General features: G+C 46.1%; 8 protein-coding genes. 5 read left to right on the top strand and 3 right to left on the bottom strand.

Features of this window, described 5'->3' with window-relative positions; genetic code table 11:
- The first annotated feature begins 199 nt into the window (after positions 1-199).
- Entirely contained in the window at positions 200-3,643 is a 3,444-nt protein-coding gene (locus FD723_RS06800; RefSeq protein WP_179064635.1) for a HEAT repeat domain-containing protein, read from the top strand.
- An 847-nt stretch (positions 3,644-4,490) separates the two neighbouring features.
- Here the strand turns inward: FD723_RS06800 and FD723_RS06795 are convergent.
- Positions 4,491-6,479 carry a S8 family serine peptidase gene (locus FD723_RS06795; RefSeq protein WP_179064634.1) on the bottom strand — a complete coding sequence of 663 codons (1,989 nt, stop codon included), beginning with the start codon at positions 6,477-6,479 and terminating at the stop codon, positions 4,491-4,493.
- A 481-nt stretch (positions 6,480-6,960) separates the two neighbouring features.
- On the opposite strand from FD723_RS06795, the gene FD723_RS06790 reads away from it, so the two are divergent.
- On the top strand, positions 6,961-7,515 hold the full coding sequence (locus tag FD723_RS06790; RefSeq protein WP_179064633.1) for a hypothetical protein: 555 nt from the start codon (positions 6,961-6,963) through the stop codon (positions 7,513-7,515).
- A gap of 208 nt (positions 7,516-7,723) precedes the next feature.
- Here the strand turns inward: FD723_RS06790 and FD723_RS06785 are convergent, their stop codons facing one another.
- Together FD723_RS06785 and FD723_RS06780 are read right to left on the bottom strand one after the other, a co-directional pair.
- Entirely contained in the window at positions 7,724-8,326 is a 603-nt protein-coding gene (locus tag FD723_RS06785; protein WP_179064632.1) for a superoxide dismutase, read from the bottom strand.
- Between the two features lie 630 nt (positions 8,327-8,956).
- Entirely contained in the window at positions 8,957-10,564 is a 1,608-nt protein-coding gene (locus FD723_RS06780) for a bifunctional pantoate--beta-alanine ligase/(d)CMP kinase (RefSeq protein ID WP_179064631.1), read from the bottom strand.
- 577 nt (positions 10,565-11,141) lie between these two features.
- On the opposite strand from FD723_RS06780, the gene FD723_RS06775 reads away from it, so the two are divergent.
- The 3 genes from FD723_RS06775 to FD723_RS06765 all read left to right on the top strand — a co-directional run bounded on the left by FD723_RS06775 (position 11,142) and on the right by FD723_RS06765 (position 19,805).
- On the top strand, positions 11,142-12,923 hold the full coding sequence (locus FD723_RS06775) for an iron uptake porin (protein WP_179064630.1): 1,782 nt from the start codon (positions 11,142-11,144) through the stop codon (positions 12,921-12,923).
- A 14-nt stretch (positions 12,924-12,937) separates the two neighbouring features.
- The gene (locus FD723_RS06770) at positions 12,938-18,244 is read left to right on the top strand and encodes an AAA family ATPase (RefSeq protein ID WP_179064629.1); all 5,307 of its coding nucleotides are present in this window, start codon (positions 12,938-12,940) and stop codon (positions 18,242-18,244) included.
- Between the two features lie 292 nt (positions 18,245-18,536).
- A complete protein-coding gene (locus FD723_RS06765; protein WP_256875102.1) occupies positions 18,537-19,805 on the top strand; it encodes a glycosyltransferase family 2 protein in 1,269 nt (422 codons plus the stop codon).
- The last annotated feature ends 8 nt before the right edge of the window (positions 19,806-19,813 follow it).

The following is a 19,813-nucleotide window of genomic DNA, read 5'->3' as shown; positions in this document are numbered from 1 at the left end:
GCGTCCTTTGCGTCCTTTGCGGTTCGTTTCTTCATTCTCTTATTCCTATCTGAACGCACCATAATAGTAAATTTCAAAATTTGGGAAGCTCCCACAATAAAAACCCAAAGAAAATCTGACCTTCTAAATCAGGAATTAGGAATTGCAAGCTTGGTATTATACCGATAGCCGCGTGTAATCTGCCGCCTTGCCCTGATTTATGCCCACAACTCCCCGCCACACTAACAAGCTCTCCGTCTTTTTCCTTTTCTGTTTTACCCTACTCTTGACTTTCCTCCTCTCTCTACCTTGGGTAAACGCCAAAGAAACCCCCAAACCCAAACCCCAAGATTGGCAGATTAACGGTATATTAGCCGCCCTTGATGATGGACACGACCAAGTTAAGGGATATGCTCTCAAGCAATTAGTTGAATATAATCTCAAAGATTTAAAATCCCTGGTAAAGAAACCAGAGGATATTGCCGAGAAAGCTGCCAAAATCCTCAAGGATGAAAAGGTGTCCGCCAACGTTCGTTCAGGTGCGGCAGAGGCATTGGGCAACTTGGGAGACGCCGCAGCCAAGTATGTCCCTGACATCGCTAATATCCTCAAGGATGAAAAGGTGGACGCCTCCGTTCGTTCAGGTGCGGCATCGGCATTGGGCAACTTGGGAGACGCCGCAGCCAAGTATGTCCCTGACATCGCTAATATCCTCAAGGATGAAAAGGTGGACGCCTCCGTTCGTTCAGGTGCGGCATCGGCATTGGGCAACTTGGGAGACGCCGCAGCCAAGTATGTCCCTGACATCCTCAATTTCCTCAAGGATGAAAAGGTGTCCGCCTCCGTTCGTTCAGGTGCGGCATCGGCATTGGGCAACTTGGGAGACGCCGCAGCCAAGTATGTCCCTGACATCCTCAATTTCCTCAAGGATGAAAAGGTGGACGCCAACGTTCGTTATGGTGCGGCATCGGCATTGGGCAACTTGGGAGACGCCGCAGCCAAGTATGTCCCTGACATCGCTAATATCCTCAAGGATGAAAAGGTGTCCGCCTCCGTTCGTTCAGGTGCGGCATCGGCATTGGGCAACTTGGGAGACGCCGCAGCCAAGTATGTCCCTGACATCCTCAATTTCCTCAAGGATGAAAAGGTGTCCGCCTCCGTTCGTTATGGTGCGGCATCGGCATTGGGCAACTTGGGAGACGCCGCAGCCAAGTATGTCCCTGACATCCTCAATTTCCTCAAGGATGAAAAGGTGGACGCCTCCGTTCGTTCAGGTGCGGCATCGGCATTGGGCAACTTGGGAGACGCCGCAGCCAAGTATGTCCCTGACATCCTCAATTTCCTCAAGGATGAAAAGGTGGACGCCAACGTTCGTTATGGTGCGGCATCGGCATTGGGCAACTTGGGAGACGCCGCAGCCAAGTATGTCCCTGACATCCTCAATTTCCTCAAGGATGAAAAGGTGGACGCCAACGTTCGTTATGGTGCGGCATCGGCATTGGGCAACTTGGGAGACGCCGCAGCCAAGTATGTCCCTGACATCCTCAATTTCCTCAAGGATGAAAAGGTGGACGCCAACGTTCGTTATGGTGCGGCATCGGCATTGGGCAACTTGGGAGACGCCGCAGCCAAGTATGTCCCTGACATCGCTAATATCCTCAAGGATGAAAAGGTGGACGCCTCCGTTCGTTATGGTGCGGCATCGGCATTGGGCAACTTGGGAGACGCCGCAGCCAAGTATGTCCCTGACATCCTCAATTTCCTCAAGGATGAAAAGGTGGACGCCAACGTTCGTTATGGTGCGGCATCGGCATTGGGGAAGATAAAACAACTCAAGTTGGAAGAAGTTGTTATATTTTTGAATTATGCCTATGAGCCAAACCAGGGAATATTTGGGTCAGATGGAAAGTTTGAATTTTGGCGGTTTTCGTCTTACTTCCTAAGTGGCGGCAATGATGAAGTAAAAACTCTGCTCACATGGCTGGGCAGACCTGAGAGAAAAACAATTCCTGAGCAACTTACCCATGATGAAGGCAAGAAAACGCTGGAGGTTTTTCTCAAAGCCTGGGAACCTAGTAAGGGGCTGGACAGATTCAGAGAAGATTTAGCAGAACAGATTTCCATAGTTGCCGAGAATAAAAAAGTTCATTGGAAATGGCAAGATATTGGTTTGCTACAGTCCCACTACAACAACCTCAAAACTTTCTACCCTACTAAAGCTTATGCGGTGCAGTCACAGATAAATAACCTTGAGGGTTGGCAGTGGTTTTTCAAAGCCAGAAACACCATCCTCATTCACATTGCCTTTTGGCTAGCCCTCATCTTTGCCTACCCCAAATTCCCCCAAGTCCAAGCCATCTTCTTCTGGAACCCTTGGGTACGCCGTATTCTCGGCATCGGCTATGTCGGCTTTCTCCTCACCTGGTTTCCCCCCTTCCGCCGCAAATTATTTGAACCCTTCAAACCTTCCCTATTAGCCGATGCCGGCTTAGATAATTTTTATGACCAATCATACTTCCCAGAGTCAAAAGTCAAAGTTCCCACATCAGGAGACATCCAGCCAATTACCGCAGCCTTACCCAGTATTCAAGGACAAATTATCTTAGAAGGAGATTCCGGCTTAGGCAAGTCGATGTTTCTCCGCCATCTCTTGCAAAACTCCCAGCGCATCGTTGTTTATCTCCCCGCCCAGAAATGTCATAAAGGCGTAATAGAAGCCATCCAAGACAAGCTACACGGCCAAGCCCAAGATGCCAGCTTCCTGAAAAACCTAATTTACAGTGGCGCGATAGATATCTGCATCGACGGACTCAACGAAGTCACCGCCGAAACCCGCGCCAAAATCTGCCAGTTTGTCGAAAGCTATTTCCGGGGCAACATTATCATGACTACCCAGCCCCTAGAGTGGACACCCCCCTCAACAGCCAAAACATACTACTTGCAGCCCCTTGAACAACAACAAATTCAAGAGTTTTTAATCTCCCGTCAGCCGCGACTCCCCCAAGATGCCAAAATTCAAGGTGCTGATTACGCCCAAGCCAGCACCAACTATTTAACAGAAGTCCTCAATAACCAGCAAGCCAAAGAAGAGTTAGATGCTGTCCGCCGAATTCTTTCCAATCCAATGGATTTAACTGTGGTAGCGCTGATGTTATCACAAGGTAAACAGCCAAACTTATTTCGCCTGCAAGAACAGCAATACAACCTGATGGCGGCAGAATACCTGCAAGAATGGAAACAAGAATTTCCGCTTAAAAGATTCTCAGCCGCCGTCTACCGAATGCGACTTGAAGACAAACAAGCCTTACCCGCCGATGAATTTCACCAAGTTGTCATGTCTTTAGAAGACGAGAAATACAAGATGGTAGTCAGCCGTCAGTGGCAAGATGAAAAAGGCGAAGCCAAGAAAGAATGGTACTTCCGCCACGATAAAATCATGGATTTCTTCTTGGTGCAAAACTTTCTCGGCGAAACTGATGCCGCCGAAGGGCTATTAGTTGATAGAATGGGCGACCCTCGTTTTCGTGGTGTTTATTTCTTGCTAGCAACCTTGTTGCCTTTAGATGCAGCCAAAGAACTGCGGGAAGATTTGATTCAATACGCCGCCGACACCAAAGACAATACGGTGAGTAATACTTTTGTGCAGTTGTTGAGAACTAGATAGTACAACAATACTTCTCGGGTTTTGCATTTTTAACTCGGAATCGGGTTTGGGGTAAAGGTTACTGGGTTTGGGTTAAAGGTTTTTTCTTTCCCTTTCCCCTTAACCGAGAAGTATTGGATAGTACAATAGACTTCTTGCATAAATCGGGTAAAGGGTAAGGGTTAAAGGGAAAAGGGATAGAATTAACATTTCCCTTTAACCGAATGGCACTAAGAAAAGCTATAAGCTTTGCCCTAACTGGTTCCCAGCCTGGAGGCTGGGAACCCATTCTCGGAGGCTCCGCCTCCAGTGGGCTGACCAGAGGCAGAGCCTCTTGGAATACATTCCCAGTCTTCAGACTGGGAACGAGATGACACAAGCCTTTCGCCTTTTCTTAGTGCCATTCCCCTTTAACCTTTCCCCCTTTCCCGACAAGAGTGCAAAAGGCACTTTTGCAAGATGTCTAATACGCTTGGGTTAAGGGACTTCCAAATAAAAAAATATTCAATTAACTCTTGTGGGGTGGGCGTCTCGCCATTGGTGTCAACTTAACGCGAAACCGCTCGTCCGCCGGGAATTGAAACTCCCGTCTCATAGCTAAAGTCATCTGAAGATGACTAAATATCGTCAAAAATCTCCAGTCTACTTCAGTAGACTTAAGCTATTAGCCCGAAAATTTATTTTTGAAGTAATAAGTAATACCCATTACTTATTACTTATTACTCATTACTCATTTATTTATTTCCGGGCGGGCATGGAAGCCAACAGATACAGATATTTCCAGCTTAAATTAACACCAATGAGCATTGCTGTACCCCTACCGCGTGGTCTATTTACCTGAAAATAGCTGTAACACAAACGTATCGGCTTAAAATCCAATTTCAATGGTCAAACTCCGAATCTTTCCTATATCTGCGTTAGCTTTATCTGCAACTTCTAGAGTCCAGGTTCCTTGAGGACTTTTACCTTTGAAGGCAGCAAGTTTAGGGGTGTTTACCTCATCATAAGTTGTTTTGATATTATCTGTAGCTCCGCCCTGGCGATCGTGCAGAACTATTGGCAATATACCGATTTGCACTGGGGGAAGGAGAGTAACTACAAGATCCCCAATATAAGTATGCTCGATATCTACTAGAACTTTGATGGATTTCAGAAGGCTGGTATTAGCGATCGCCAACGATAATGTTGATACTTGCAAGTCGTTAATTGGGATATCTTGGACTGCTTTAAATATGCTAATGGGCGATGTTTGAGCAGGCTTGGCTAACTCTACAGCTTTGAGAGCATTGATTCGACCGTAACCGTAGAAAGGGCTGTGACCATTGGTATCGTATTTACCTCCAGTGGGGTCAATGCGATCGCTAGAACGTTTAAAAATATCTCGCACTTCATCCCAACGCAGATTTGGGTTTCTGGCAAGAATTAAGGCTGCAACACCCGCAGCACCCGGACAAGCGCTGGAAGTTCCACCAAATTCGTTTGTGTAGTTGCCTGCGGCGTCACCTAAATTCTGATTACCCGAATTATAACCAAGTACACCAGAGCGATCGGTCGTCCAAATTCCAGAGGTTTGAGAACTATCACCATTGTTGCTGGGGAAGGCGCACCAGACCGCTTGACCAAAGTCACTGTAAGCGCTTCTCTTACCGTAGTCATTACAAGCTGCCACCGCAATCACTTTTTGGTAGCTGGCGTAACCATCATTATCCACGCTTTCATTACCATTGCCAGCGGCGAATAAAACTACACAACCCTTGCCGTTGCGCCCCTTATTGATTGCAAAATCTATAGCAAGTCGTGTGGAATCAGGCAGAGGTACTTTTTGCTTGTGTACAGGATCGTCTGGCTCAAACCAAGTACCATCTGCTGGCCCCCAGCTACAAGAAATCACATCAGCACCATTTTGAGCCGCCCAAATAAAAGCATCTGCTTCATCTTGTGACCCCAGCGCCGAAGCTAAACGAATCGGCATGAGTTTTGCACCCGGTGCGACACCAGATGCCCCAAAGTTGCCGTTTCCACAAGCTACGCCGGCACAGGATGTACCGTGGTTATTGTCGTTTCCTGGTCTGGGATTGTTCGTTTTACGTGTAACATCACGCGGGGCAACAATTTTGCCAGAGGAGCGGAATTCTTCATGATCGAGATCCACACCGTCGTCGATAATTGCAATAATTGTCCCAGTGCCATCGCTCAACTTCCAAGCTGCTTCAACGTTGGCGTGGGCATTGATTATCTTACCATTAATTGTTGTTTGCTTTAAGTGCCACTGCTGTGGGAAAACCTGACGTTGGCGTGATTCACGCGCTAGTTCAGGATGGCACAGTTCCACTGATTCCTCATTCAGAAGTCTCTCGGCAATGTCAAAGACGGCCATACCAGTATTTGCAGGCGCGCTGACAAAATAAGCATTTCGTGCGTATTCAAGTTGGCGTTTAATTGTTAAGCTGTAACGTCTTAAAACCTCTTGGCAGACCCTTGACTCTTCTTCGCTGTCAAATTTGACAAAAAGGTTTTCGGTGTAAACTACAGGTTGTTGGGATATTGGATCGATTAGGACACGTCCGGCAAATTGAACTTCAGACTCATTGTTGAGAATTTCACGGGCGCGATCGCGCAAAGCAACACCCTGATTCGGAACTTTTGCTTGCAAAATTTCTACACCCGCTTGCCGAAACCGTGTTGTTAACTCAAATTGATTGAGGATACTACGAGCTATGGGTGATACAGGTGCGACTTCAAAGGATCTTGCACCCACAATAGTGCTGCGGCTTTCAGTACGTACTACAACATGTTCGTTGCTGATAGCAAATTCATACTGTTGGCCGTTCTGTCCACCATAGCGAACCTGAACCATTTTTTAATCTCCTAAATGTTTTGAAAATTGGGGATTGGGGATTGGGCATTGATAAAGAGGCAGAGGGGCGGGGTGCGGGGGGGCAGAGGGGGGCAGAGGGGAAAACTCTTCTCCCTTTCTCCCTGCCCCCTTGCTTCTTTCCCAGTCCTAAGTGGGGAATTTCACTCATTACTCAGCACTCCCAAGGGGCATAGGGAAACCGTATTATGCCTTAATTTGAAGGCTTGCTGCATACATAGTGATCTGCCGTTTAGTTTATGGATATTTTTTATTTCATGTGTTATATGTGTATTACGATACAGAATTTAATCTATCTAAGTTCATACAAGCTTTCGATTCATCTTTCCAGAAAAGAGGAGATTCAAAATCAGGTTGTTTTAAGAATCTTCACTACCTGTAGGCGCTAACTGTGCGTCACGATGAAAAAAAATGTATTCCATACCACTGAAAAACGCTATAACATCATTAGAACTTGAGAAAAATGTTTTATTTTCCAGCCGAGTATTTTCTACAGGTTTACTCTTTACCCCTGAGTGCTGAAGTGAGATTGCAAAAAGACTCTTTTTCTGAGTATCCCCAACAAATTCGCGTTGGTAGCGGTCGCACTGCTGTATCCTACACTCGTAAGTCTGGATACTATGCAAGACATTACAATCAACCCAGCACCGTCCCAGCAGGAGCTATTTTACAACTTAATAATGGTGCGATCGCAGTTTTTTCAGGCGAACCCAATCAATCCGAAAAGGGTATATTAAGTCCAATTTATACACTAGAAGCAAATGCCTCCTTAGCAGTACCAACTGGACTAGTTTTTATTCGCTTTGCTGAAGGCGTTGACGTGGAGTCGCAGCGCGAGGTCATTAATCAAGCGGGTTATGAAGTAGCACAAAGCCTTTCCTATGCGCCTCATGCCGCTTGGTTGCGTGCCAAATCAGGTAATATTGTTGATGCGATCGCTGGGATTTCGCAATTAGAAGCGATCGCTAATGTTGAGAATGTCGAACCTCAAATGCTTATGGAAAGAGGTTGGAGATAAATTATAAATTACTAATTCATCTGGTAAGGCTACGGATATGCCCCATTTAAGATGTTCTGCGCTCGTCCTATCTCATTTACCCAGATAATTAAAAGCAGCCACAACACTAGTCATGACTGCTGGTAATTATTAATAAATTAACTGGTTGTCTCCGCTTTACATATTTATTAAAAGCTACTGTTACAACCAATTTAAGATTGACAGATGATTAAGCTTTAGCAAAGTTTTCAGCAGCAAAGTCCCAGTTAGCCACTTTGTCTAGGAAATTCTTGATGAACGCTGGACGGGCATTTCTGTAGTCAATGTAGTAGGCATGTTCCCAAACATCCAAGGTGAGGAGTGCCTTCTTTCCATGAGCTAGTGGATTTTCTGCATTTGGTGTTTTAATCACTTTCAGCGTACCACCATCATCAATTAACCAAGACCATCCGCTACCGAACTGAGTTGCAGCAGCATTAGAGAACTCTTCTTTGAATTTGTCAAAGCTACCGAAGTCTTGATCGATCTTGGCTGCAAGTTCACCAGTGGGTTCGCCGCCACCGCCTGGCTTTAAGGAATTCCAGAAGAAAGTGTGGTTCCAAACTTGGGCGCTGTTGTTGAAGATTCCCGCTTTAGAGGAGTCTTTGAAGGAAATTTGGATTACCTCTTCTAAAGACTTATTGGCAAGTTCTGTACCTTCAACCAGCTTGTTCAGGTTGTCTACATAAGCTTTGTGATGCTTGCCATAGTGATACTCTAAGGTTTCACCTGATATACCAAAAGGCTCTAAAGCATTCAATTCGTAAGGTAGGGCGGGTAGTGTAAATGTCATTTTATGAAATCCTCTCTTTACCGGTTTCCAGTTGAAAGCTATTGCAGAAGCTTAGGAAATTAGCAGCTTTTGTTTTTGACAGTTTTATGCTTTTCATGATCAAACATAAAACTTAACATCGTTATTCTACTACCAAAGTGAAGATGAAAACAAAGTAGTTTTTTGATAAGTTAAATCGCTAGTAATCGCTGACTATAAATAAAAATGGCTAATATTTCACAAATTCCAGAGGCGAATAAGTAATTAGCATTTAGCAATTCAGGCTTTCATACTTCCATCTTGAGTACGATTATTGCAATGTGAAAAATCAGTCTAAAGCTAGATGATTTAATGCTTAATTGATCTAATATTTTTAGTACGAGGCTCAAAGCTTGATTTTCAATCAAGATAGCCAATAGTCAAATTAGCTATTTTGTTTTTAAGAGTGTTTCAAAAAATAAATGATCCAAAACCCGTCATTGCAAGTGAAGCGGAGCAATCCCAGTCATTGCGAGTGAAGCGAAGCAATCGCGATGACAATTGGGCATTTTTTTACTTGGAGTACTCTAAATGCAGTTTTGAGGATGGTAAGTGAATAATCATTCACCGACCACCCTTTGAAATTAAACAACTAACAGCAAACAGAGGTGATTACCACCCAGATAAACGCTGCTGGTAATAATCGACGATTTGTGCTGTGACTTCAGACACGTCCAAACCATCGGTTTGAACTTCGATCGCATCTGCTGCTTTTTGCAAAGGAGAAACTTTGCGAGTGCTATCTTTCCAGTCACGTTCGGCGATATCGTGTTCTAGCTGCTCTAAACTCACTTCGGGTTGACCTTGTTTGTTAAAGTCTTGCTGGCGACGACGGGCGCGTTCGCTGACTGAAGCGGTTAAGAAGATTTTCACTTCGGCATCGGGGAACACGTGAGTACCGATATCCCGACCTTCAGCGACTAAACCACCTCTTTTACCCCAGTTTTGCTGTTGTTTAACCAGTGCTTGACGGACAGCGCTTTGTGCTGCGATCGCCGATACAAGAGAAGTTACCTCAATGGTGCGAATTGCCTGGGTAACATCAAGACCATCAATCCAAACCCGCACAGACGCTTGTAAGTCTTGGGTGGGAGTAAGTTCAATTTTGCACTGATTAGTTAATTCTGCGATCGCACACTCATCATCAATAGCAATCCCTTTTTGCAGTACTAACCAAGTCACAGCACGGTACATCGCTCCTGTATCTAAATACACTAAACTCAGATTTGCTGCCACTTGCCGCGCCACTGTGGATTTTCCAGCACCGGCTGGGCCATCAATGGCGATAATGGGTTGACGATCGCGCAATATCGTATTGTCAATCAAACGTGTAGCACCAAGACGAGCTGCGATCGCCAACATTCCTTCCTCCTCAACTTTTTCTAAAGACATTAACGTAGTCGGTTCAACCAATTCAATATATTCCACTAAAACCGTGCTGACCATTGCCACTTCTTGCTGTACCACTGCTATTAACTTGTTGCTATTGCGATCGCCTGCCCGAAACGCAGCTTCAGCCCGTTGCAAGCCGCGATATAATATCGCTGCTTGCTCTTTTGCCGTTGCAGTCAAATATTGATTACGAGAACTGAAGGCAAGACCCGAAGCTTCCCGCACTATTGGACAAGCAACAATTTCTACTGGCAAATTTAAATCAGCTACTAAGCGTTTAATAATTGCTAGTTGCTGACCATCTTTTTGACCAAAGTAGGCACGATTAGGCTGCACCAAATTGAAAAGTTTGGTAACAATCGTAGCTACACCCTGAAAGTGACCCTGGCGAGAACGACCACACAAGCCTGTTATCATAGCAGATGGGGGGATAACTTGTGTAACTTTTGATTCTTGTATACTCTTCTGGGGAACGGCCATCTCTTCCGGAGTCGGTGCAAAAATGGCATCTACCCCAGCTTGTTCGCAAAGTTGTTGGTCTTGCTCTAAAGTACGGGGGTAGCGTTGATAATCCTCATTGGGAGCAAATTGCAGCGGATTAACGAAAATACTCACAATCACCGTAGAATTTTCTTGTCGCGCCCGTTGGATCAAGCTTAAATGACCTTGATGCAAATTCCCCATTGTTGGCACCAGACCGACTGCCGTCTGATACCAGCCAGTAATATCATCTAGTTTCAGATCCTCAGTAACCGCTATCTGTTTGTTTTCTAAGCAGCGTTTAGTTAAATAGCAGCGTAAAGCTGCCACTGTTGTCAGCAGGCGCACAAAAATACCCCTAGTTCTTATCGATCCCTCCCCCGTTAGTTTATATCTGAAATCGAGGGAAGAGTTATATCTGAAATCGAGGGAAGAGTTAAGCTTCTCATATCATGTCTAGCTGAGGCGAGTGAGAGCAATACGGTTTGATGAAAGCAAGAGACGCGATAAATCACAGTCTCTACAATAATCAGTCTTTTGTCTTGACGGCGATTCATCGCGTCTTTGCGATCTAAAATTTTCATCAAAAAACCTTAACCGAACCGTATTGGGAGCAAGGGATACGAGAACAAAGACAGCTAAAAATATTGCCTGTACCTGAAGGCACTGTCGCAAAAATTTAATTGTCAATTGCTGAGAATATTTTTAACCTGTTGAACTATAAATTGTAAAGTTTTAATGGTTGGGGTTGAACCCATCAGAAATCAAACAAAAATATCATAAATTTGGTTGCTCTGAACCCTTATGGCAGGGAAATTACAGAATCTTTCTCGCCTGCCTCTTTTGATCAGGGATTACCGCTAATTTCCAAAATTTAAGTTTTGAGGAGTGTAAATTGTTGATAAGTGAGATTGTAACAAACAGAATGGGTCGAGCATGGCTGAAATCTGCGGTGTTGGCAGTCATCCTCCTATCCACCTCCAAGGGGTTAGCAGCACCCCCAAGAGTCGAAGATGGTGCATCACCCACCAGATTGGATGAACCGTTGAATCCCTCAGAGGATGCCCTGACTCAAGTGACTTCAGTTTCCCAATTGACCGATGTCAAGCCCACAGACTGGGCATTTCAGGCACTACAATCCCTGGTTGAGCGCTACGGCTGTATTGCAGGATACCCAAACAACACTTATCGTGGCAATCGATCGCTGACCCGCTATGAATTTGCGGCAGGGATCAATGCCTGCCTCGATCGCGTGAACGAATTGATTGCCACTGCAACAACCGCTCTGGTGACAAAAGAAGACTTAGCAACGTTGCAAAAACTGCAAGCAGAGTTCGCCACAGAACTGGGGACGCTGCGAGGTCGAGTAGACAGCTTAGAGACTCGTACTGCTACGCTCAAGGCACAACAGTTTTCTGCAACAACCCGCCTTAATGTTCTGTCTTCTTTCAATGTCAGTCAGGCATTTGCCAGTGGAGATGTGAAAGCAGAAGGTGTTCCAATCCCTAACTCACTTCCCGCTGCTAGACTAGCGCTGCGATCTCCCAATCCTGCCACTGGTAAATTAGAGCCAATAGTCACCACAACTAGCCGCACTGCCTCAACAACCTTCAGTCAATCGACCTATCTGATTTTGTCGTCTTCATTTAGCGGTCGAGATACTCTCACGACAATTTTGGCCGCCGGGAATGGCAGTCCGCCCAGCAGTACCTACAGTTCAGCTGGCTTTGCCAGTACCTTTGGTGTACCCTACGCTGATTCTAATCCGGTCAATCCCCTCGCACCCAATAGTATCGGCCTATTTGAGTTGAAATATCAATTTCCTATCAGCAATTCAGTCAATGCTGTAGTCGGGCCGCGCATCTTGACATTTCGTCACTTTGATGTAAACCCCTACACAAACGTTGTCAATGGAGCTAGTGGTCTCAATTCCTATCAAAGTACCTTGGCAAACAGTGGCTTGTCTGGTGCAGGAGCAATTCTCAACTGGCAGATCAGCTCAAAGCTGGCGTTTCAAGCAGGATACCTGAACCGCAATGATGCCTCACTACAGTACTTTGGTGGAGATGGTGCTGCTAACCCAGAGCGCGGACTGTTTAACGGCTCTTATTCGTTGCTGGCGGAACTTGCTTACTCCCCCTCCCCGCAAACAACGCTCCGCTTCCTGTACACGCGCAGCCACAGTCAGGCTCCTCCCGCCTCACCACCCTCTCAGCCCAACTTCCCTTTTTTCCTGACTAACTCCCTCAGAGGTGTGGTAGATGATGGATTTGGGGGCAGCTTAAATGATATTGATTCAGACAACTTCGTCTTTAATTTCGACTGGAAAATCGCCCCAACGTTCGCCCTATTTGGGCGCTATTCCTATACCCAAGCAGGTATCAATCCAGTCAACCCCCTAATTCAGAGTGGCTCTGCCAATGTACAAGCGTTTCAATTAGGTGCAGCTCTACCAGACTTGGGACGGAAAGGAGCGCTAGGAACCCTATCGCTGGTCGTGCCGTTTAATATTTTGTCAGGTCGTCAATTCTTTGTGGCAGGCAATGGCAACGGTGGCACGGAATTTGATCTGGAAGCGACCTATGCTTACCCAATTAGTAGTAATCTGACAATTGTACCGACTTTTTTCGCCACCTTTAACGCCAATAACTTTAGCGACAATCCTACTGTCTTTGGTAATGTTCTCCGACTGCAATTCTTGTTTTAATGTAGCTATGCTCTATGGTCACGATCGCAGGTTATGAAGTGCTTTCAACCCTCTATGAGGGGAGTCGTTCGCTAGTTTATCGGGGGCGCAGCAATCATCAACCGCAATCTGTGATTTTGAAGGTGATGCAGGCAGAATATCCCAGCCTGGAAGAATTGAGCAGGTATCGCCTGGAGTATGACATCATCAATCGGCTGCATGGCGCAGGCGTGGCGGCTGCTTATGATTTGATCAAATATCGGCATGGGTTGGCTCTGGTATTAGAAGATTTTGGCGGCGAATCGTTGTATCAAGTCTTACAACAGCGCCGCCTTGATCTGGAGGAATTTTTAGAACTAGCGATCGCCTTAACGGAAATTATCGGTCAGGTTCATGCTGCCAATGTGATTCACAAAGATATTACCCCCGCCAATATTCTGTTGCATCCAATTTCCAAACAAGTAAAGCTGATTGATTTTGGCAATGCGACAGTGCTATCGCGGGAAAATCCCTCTATGAGCAGCCCCAGTGTTTTAGAAGGAACATTGCTCTACTTATCCCCAGAGCAAACAGGTCGGATGAACCGTACCCTAGACTATCGCACCGATTTTTACTCCTTAGGGGCAACCTTCTATGAATTGCTGACGGGAACTCCGGTGTTCGCCGTCACCGACGCAATGGAATTGATCCACTGTCATCTGGCAAAACAACCGGAGCCGCCCCATCTAATTCACCCTGAGATTCCCGTGATGGTGTCTCAAATTGTTTTAAAACTGCTGGCCAAGAATGCCGAGGATCGCTATCAAAGCGCCTATGGGATTAGAGCCGATTTGCAACAGTGTTGGCAGCAAATTCGGCAGGGAAATCAAATTGCATCCTTTACATTGGGGCAAGAAGATGCATCAGGGAAGTTTCAGATTCCCCAAAAGCTCTATGGCCGCGAGCTAGAAGTGGAAACACTGCTAACAGGATTCGATCGCGTTGTCACTGGCGGGAATCACAAAAGCGAACTCATGTTAGTTGCTGGATATTCTGGCATTGGCAAGTCGGCTCTAGTGAATGAAATTCATAAACCGATTACACGCAAAAAAGGATATTTCATTTCGGGGAAATACGATCAGTTTCAGCGCAACATTCCCTACTCTGGTTTAATTCAGGCATTTCAAGAACTACTGCGCCAACTGCTGACAGAAAGCCCAGCACAAATTGATCGCTGGCGATCGCAACTACTCAACACCTTGGGAAACAATGGTCAGGTGGTGATTGATGTGATTCCAGAGGTGGAACTGATTATTGGCAAACAGATTGCACCGCCGGAACTCGGATCGAGAGAGGCGCAAAACCGTTTCAACTTAGTATTCCAAAATTTCATTAAGGTATTTACTCAGTCAGAACATCCCCTAGTAATTTTTCTGGATGACTTACAGTGGGTAGATTCTGCATCTCTCAAGTTGATTAATCGGTTGATGACATCTGCTGATAGTCAGTTCTTGTTTCTGGTGGGGGCATATCGCAGCAATGAAGTGAGTCCAGTTCATCCCTTGATGGTGGCGATCGAGGAAATTCGCCAAGCCAAGGTCATCGTCAGCCAGATTGAACTTTCGCCCCTGACACTGACAAACATTACCCAACTCATCCTTGACACATTTAACTGTACTGCCGAACAGGCAACTCCCCTAGCAGAATTGCTCCTGCAAGTCACCGATGGCAATCCATTCTTTACCAATAGGTTTCTCAAGTCCCTGTACGAAGATGGATTGCTCAACTTCGATGAGCAATTGGGGCGCTGGCAATGGGATTTAGTGCAACTGCGAGCGGCTCCAGTACCCGACAACGTTGTAGAGTTGATGACGGGCAAGATGCAAAAAATGCCTCCCCAAACCCAACGAGCACTGAAACTAGCTGCGTGTATTGGGAATCAGTTTGATTCTCAAACCCTGTCAATCATCTCTGAATCTTCTCCAGCTACATTAGCACGCGACCTTTGGCAAGGGGTGCAAGAAGGATTGATCCTACCACTGGGAGAGAATTACAAGTTTACCAGTATAGAGGAGCAAACTTCCGCAGATTTAGTTGTGGTGTTCAAGTTCCTCCACGATCGCGTCCAACAGGTTGCTTATTCCCTAATTCCAGATGCCGAAAAGCAGACCATTCACCGTCAGATCGGACAACTGCTACTCGACCACACCCCCCCAGAAAAGCGAGAAGAGCGAATTTTTGATATCGTCAATCAACTCAATATTGGCATCAACCTGATTACCGACTCGGCACAACGGAATGAATTGGCGACACTGAATCTGATCGCTGGTAAGAAAGCCAAAGACTCCGCCGCCTACGAAACTGCCATCCGCTACTTGCTGACTGGCATTGATTTACTAGGAGAGCAAAGCTGGCAACGGCAGTATGCATTGACTCTTGCACTCCATGAAGAAGCCGCAGAATCGGCTTATTTAAACGGAGATTTTGCAGAGACAGAGCGTCTGGTAGAACGGATTTTGCACGATGCCAAAACCATTCTTGATTGCGTCAAAGCCTATCAGGTCAGAGTGGGAGCCTACACGGCTCAAAATAATTTACAGGCAGCCTTGGACACCATTGTGAGTGCGATGGCGCGCTTAGGCGAACCGCTGCCCCGGAATCCTAATCGGCTGCGAGTGGGATTAGAATTGCTCCGCACCCGCTTCTGGATTGTGGGCAGGCTTTCGCTAGCGCAACTAGAATCACTCCCTCCCATGACCGATCCTTACAAACTAGCAGCCGTGCAACTATTAGGATCGGCAGCGATGGCTTCGGTGAATGTTGCACCTCTGTTAGTGGCAGTTCTGGCGCTGCGAGTGGTGAATTTGGTCGTTCGTTATGGCAGTTCTAGCTCGTCTTCGGTGCAAGGTGTTGCCTACGGGGTGATGCTACGGGTAGGTCTGGGAGATATTGACGGGGCTTACCGATTTAGCCAGGTCAGCTTACGAATACTGGCTCGATTCAACGATCGCATCTACCGGACAATGACTATCGTTGCCTATGAATCCTGCATTCGTCACTGGAAAGAGCCACTACGCCCATCCCTGGCAGTTTTGCTCAATGCCTACCAGGAAGGGCTAGAACTGGGAAATCAAGAGTATGCCTCGATCGCGGCTTCAGCTTACTGCATTCACCAGCTTTTTTTGGGTGAACCCCTCTCAACCGTAGCCAATGCTTTTCAGGAATACACCGCCCAATTCCGACGATTTAACCAGGAGGCGATCGTCTATCAAACGCAGCCCTGGCACCAACTGGTCTTGAACTTGCAAGGCGATGCCACAGAGCCGACTCGATTGGTGGGGTCAGCGTTTAATGAAGATGAGATGCTCCCAGTTTTTATCAACAATCGGCTGGGAATTCCCATATTCTACACTTACATTGCGAAAGCGATGTGGCTTTACTACGCTGGGGACTATGCCGGGTCGCTACAGGCTGCTAGACTAGCGAAACCCTGGGAAGAATCTGCCCCGGTGACACCGGGATACGCCAATCGCTACTTCTATGAATCCCTAGCGTGTTTGGCATTGTGTGCGATCGCTACCAAAGCAGATCGTCGCCGATATTTGCGCCAGGTAAAGAGCAACCAACGCCAGGCAAAACAATGGGCAAAATACTGTCCAGAAAATTACCAACATCGCTATGACCTGGTGGAAGCAGAGCGGCTGCGGGTGCTAGGAAACAATCTCAACGCCATGCGTTCCTATGAGCGGGCCATTCAAGCCGCCAGAACTCAGGAATATACCCATGAAGAAGCCCTCGCCAATGAGTTAGCAGCAAAGTTCTATTTCAATTTGGGTCAAGAGCGGGTAGCGCAGGGATATCTGCTAGATGCTCGTCATAACTATCTGCGTTGGGGAGCTACATTTAAAGTCGAGCAAATTGATGCCCAATATCAGCAGTTGCGCGATCGCTCTACCCTGGATCTGATGACTGGCATCTCCATATCTAGCAAAACCAGCAGTCGCTCACTAGGTCAAGACCTGGACTTGGAAACCGTTATTCAGGCAGCACAGGCAATTTCTGGCGAGATTGTCCTCGATCGCTTGCTGGAAAAACTGCTGCAACTGGCGATCGAAAATGCAGGCGCTCAAAAAGGCTACTTACTCCTGAACCACAGCAGTGAACTACGGATTGAAGCGGCAGGACACATCATTGATCGAGATATAGAAATTATAGTAGAAACTCGCCCCCTGACAGACACACAACTCCCCATTTCGATCGTTAACTATGTGCAACGAACCCGAGAAAATTTAGTCTTGAGGGATGCCGTTCAGGAGGGGTTGTTTACGGTTGATCCTTATATTTTCCAGACCCAGCCGCGATCGATCCTTTGTGCCCCCATTCTGAACCAGGGCAATCTTAGCGGTATTCTCTATTTAGAAAACGCTCTCGCAACCGATACCTTCACCTCTGCAAGGTTAACAGTGCTGAATGTATTATCGGCTCAAGCTGCGATCGCCCTAGAGAATGCTTCGTTCTACCGCACCTTGGAGCAAAAAGTCGAAGATCGCACAGCTGACTTAGCTCAGGCAAACCAGGAAATTATCCTGCTCAATCAGCGGCTACAATCGGAAAATCTGCGAATGAGTACCGAGCTAGATGTAACGCGCCAACTTCAGCGGATGATTTTGCCGAAAGAGTCAGAACTCAGCCAAATTCCAGGTTTAGAGATTGCTGGATTCATGGAACCTGCCGATGAGGTGGGAGGCGACTACTATGATGTGCTACAGGATCGGGGCTTGGTGAAAATCGGCATCGGGGACGTGACTGGGCATGGACTAGAAAGCGGTGTCTTGATGCTCATGGTGCAAACTGCCGTGCGAACGCTGTTAATCAACCAGGAAACCGATGCCGTCCGATTTTTGAGTACACTCAATCGCGTGATTTATGAAAATGTGCAACGCATGAACTCCGATCGCAATCTGACATTGACATTAATGGATTATCATGCTGGTCGATTGAGATTGAGCGGACAGCATGAGGAAGTGCTGATTGTGCGAGCCGATGGTGCGATCGAACTAGTGAAAACCAATGATTTAGGATTCCCCATCGGGCTAGTCGAAGACATCAGTCAATTTGTTTCTTATCTAGATGTGGAGTTACAGTCGGGTGACGGGATGATTCTTTATACTGATGGGATTACAGAAGCAGCCAACCTGCTCGATGAACTCTATGGATTAGAGCGATTATGCCAAGTCGTGAGTCAGCATTGGCAGAAATCTGCTCAGGAAATTAGATATACAGTAATTGAAGATGTGCGTCATCACATTGGTGAGCAGAAAATATTTGATGACATTACATTGCTGGTGATTAAGCAGAAATAACTGACTGGAAGAGGCACAGGACAGGGGACAGAAGCTAAGGTGTTGATTTTGTACATTTTCAGGGGTTAAAAATTCATGCACAATCCTTTCTGAGTAAAATTTGCAGTGGGAAAAGTTATTTTTCGCATTCTTTAAATAAGTAATAAGTAAATACCCATTACTTATTAAGTAAGTGGGTGTGAAAAAACTAAACTATGTGAAGAAAAATAAACAAGGCTCAAACTCTTTCTCTCCCTGCTCCCTGCCTTATCCTAACGATAATTATTTACGCCGACCTACTTACTCATAGCCAATGAAACCCTTTACTCCCTTGCCTCTTTTTCAACTATCACTTTACCCACCGCATCTAATGTTTCTCAATGATGTTGATTTGATTTTACTCACCGTTTTATCAGTTTCTATCTTGACATTGACTGCTTATCTAATTTCTCTGCATCAGGCAATAAAACAGCTACCTAAAATCACAACCCACTCAGAAGGAACTTTCTCTGAGGTGGAATTGCCTAAAATTTCAGTGATTATCCCAGCTTTTAATGAGGAAGAAAATATTGCAGATTGTGTGCAATCAGTTGTGTCTAGCACTCGCTTATCCGCAAAGCAATTGGACGTGTGGATTGTAGACGATCAATCCAGCGATCGCACCCCAGAAATTCTCCAAGCTCTAAATATACAATTAGCTGATCCCAGATTGAACATTCTCACCGGGAAACCCAGACCAACTGACCAATTCTGGACAGGTAAGAACTGGGCGTGTCAGCAAGGCGCAGAACGCGCTAATGGAGACTTTTTGTTATTTATTGATGCTGATGTTCGCTTAAAACCCGATGCTATTTCGGCTGTTGTTGCAACCGCGATCGCTCAACAGCTTGATTTTCTCACATCTATTCCCACGATTGTCTGTGACTCATTGGTTGAGTGGTTAGTGCAACCGCTGATGTTTATCAATTTGACGATCAGCTTGAACTCGAAAGTGGTCAAAAATCCAAAGACAAAAACGACCTATGCTCTCGGGCCATTTCTCTTATTTCGAGCCTCTACCTACAATGCTGTGGGAATGCACAGAGCCGTTGCTGGTTACCCAGCAGAAGATGTTGCTTTTGCCCGTAGGCTCAAACAGAGTGGTTTTAAGCTCCAGCACTATCTAGGAGCAAATCTGGCCTCATTGCGAATGTATCGTAACTGGTCTGCTCTGTGGGAAGGCTGGACAAAGATTCTATATGTTGGCGCACAACGCAGTGTTATGTTGATGCTGCTTTTGATCTGGGTGATGTTACTGATTTATACTATTCCTTGGATTGGTTTTGTCATAGCGATCGCTCAAGTCCTTAAGCACCCAAACCTCTTTCACTTTGCAGAGATGGGCTTAACCGGGTTAGCAATTCTGTTGCAATATCAGGTCAGGCGACAAGGATCGCGCGCTCTGGGAACTTCAACCAAATACTGGTGGTTGCAAAGTCTGGGCGGATTGTTAATAGCAGTATTAGCGATCGCGTCTATTATCAAAGTCGAAACAGGCTGGGGGTGGACATGGCGTGGACGCAAACTAGTTTCAGTCAAATAAGGAGATTT

Origin of the sequence: Nostoc sp. C052, assembly GCF_013393905.1 — a bacterium.
Classification (GTDB): Bacteria; Cyanobacteriota; Cyanobacteriia; order Cyanobacteriales; family Nostocaceae; genus Nostoc.
The sequence above is the reverse complement of the archived record's forward strand: the minus strand, read 5'-3'. Positions and strand labels throughout refer to the sequence as shown.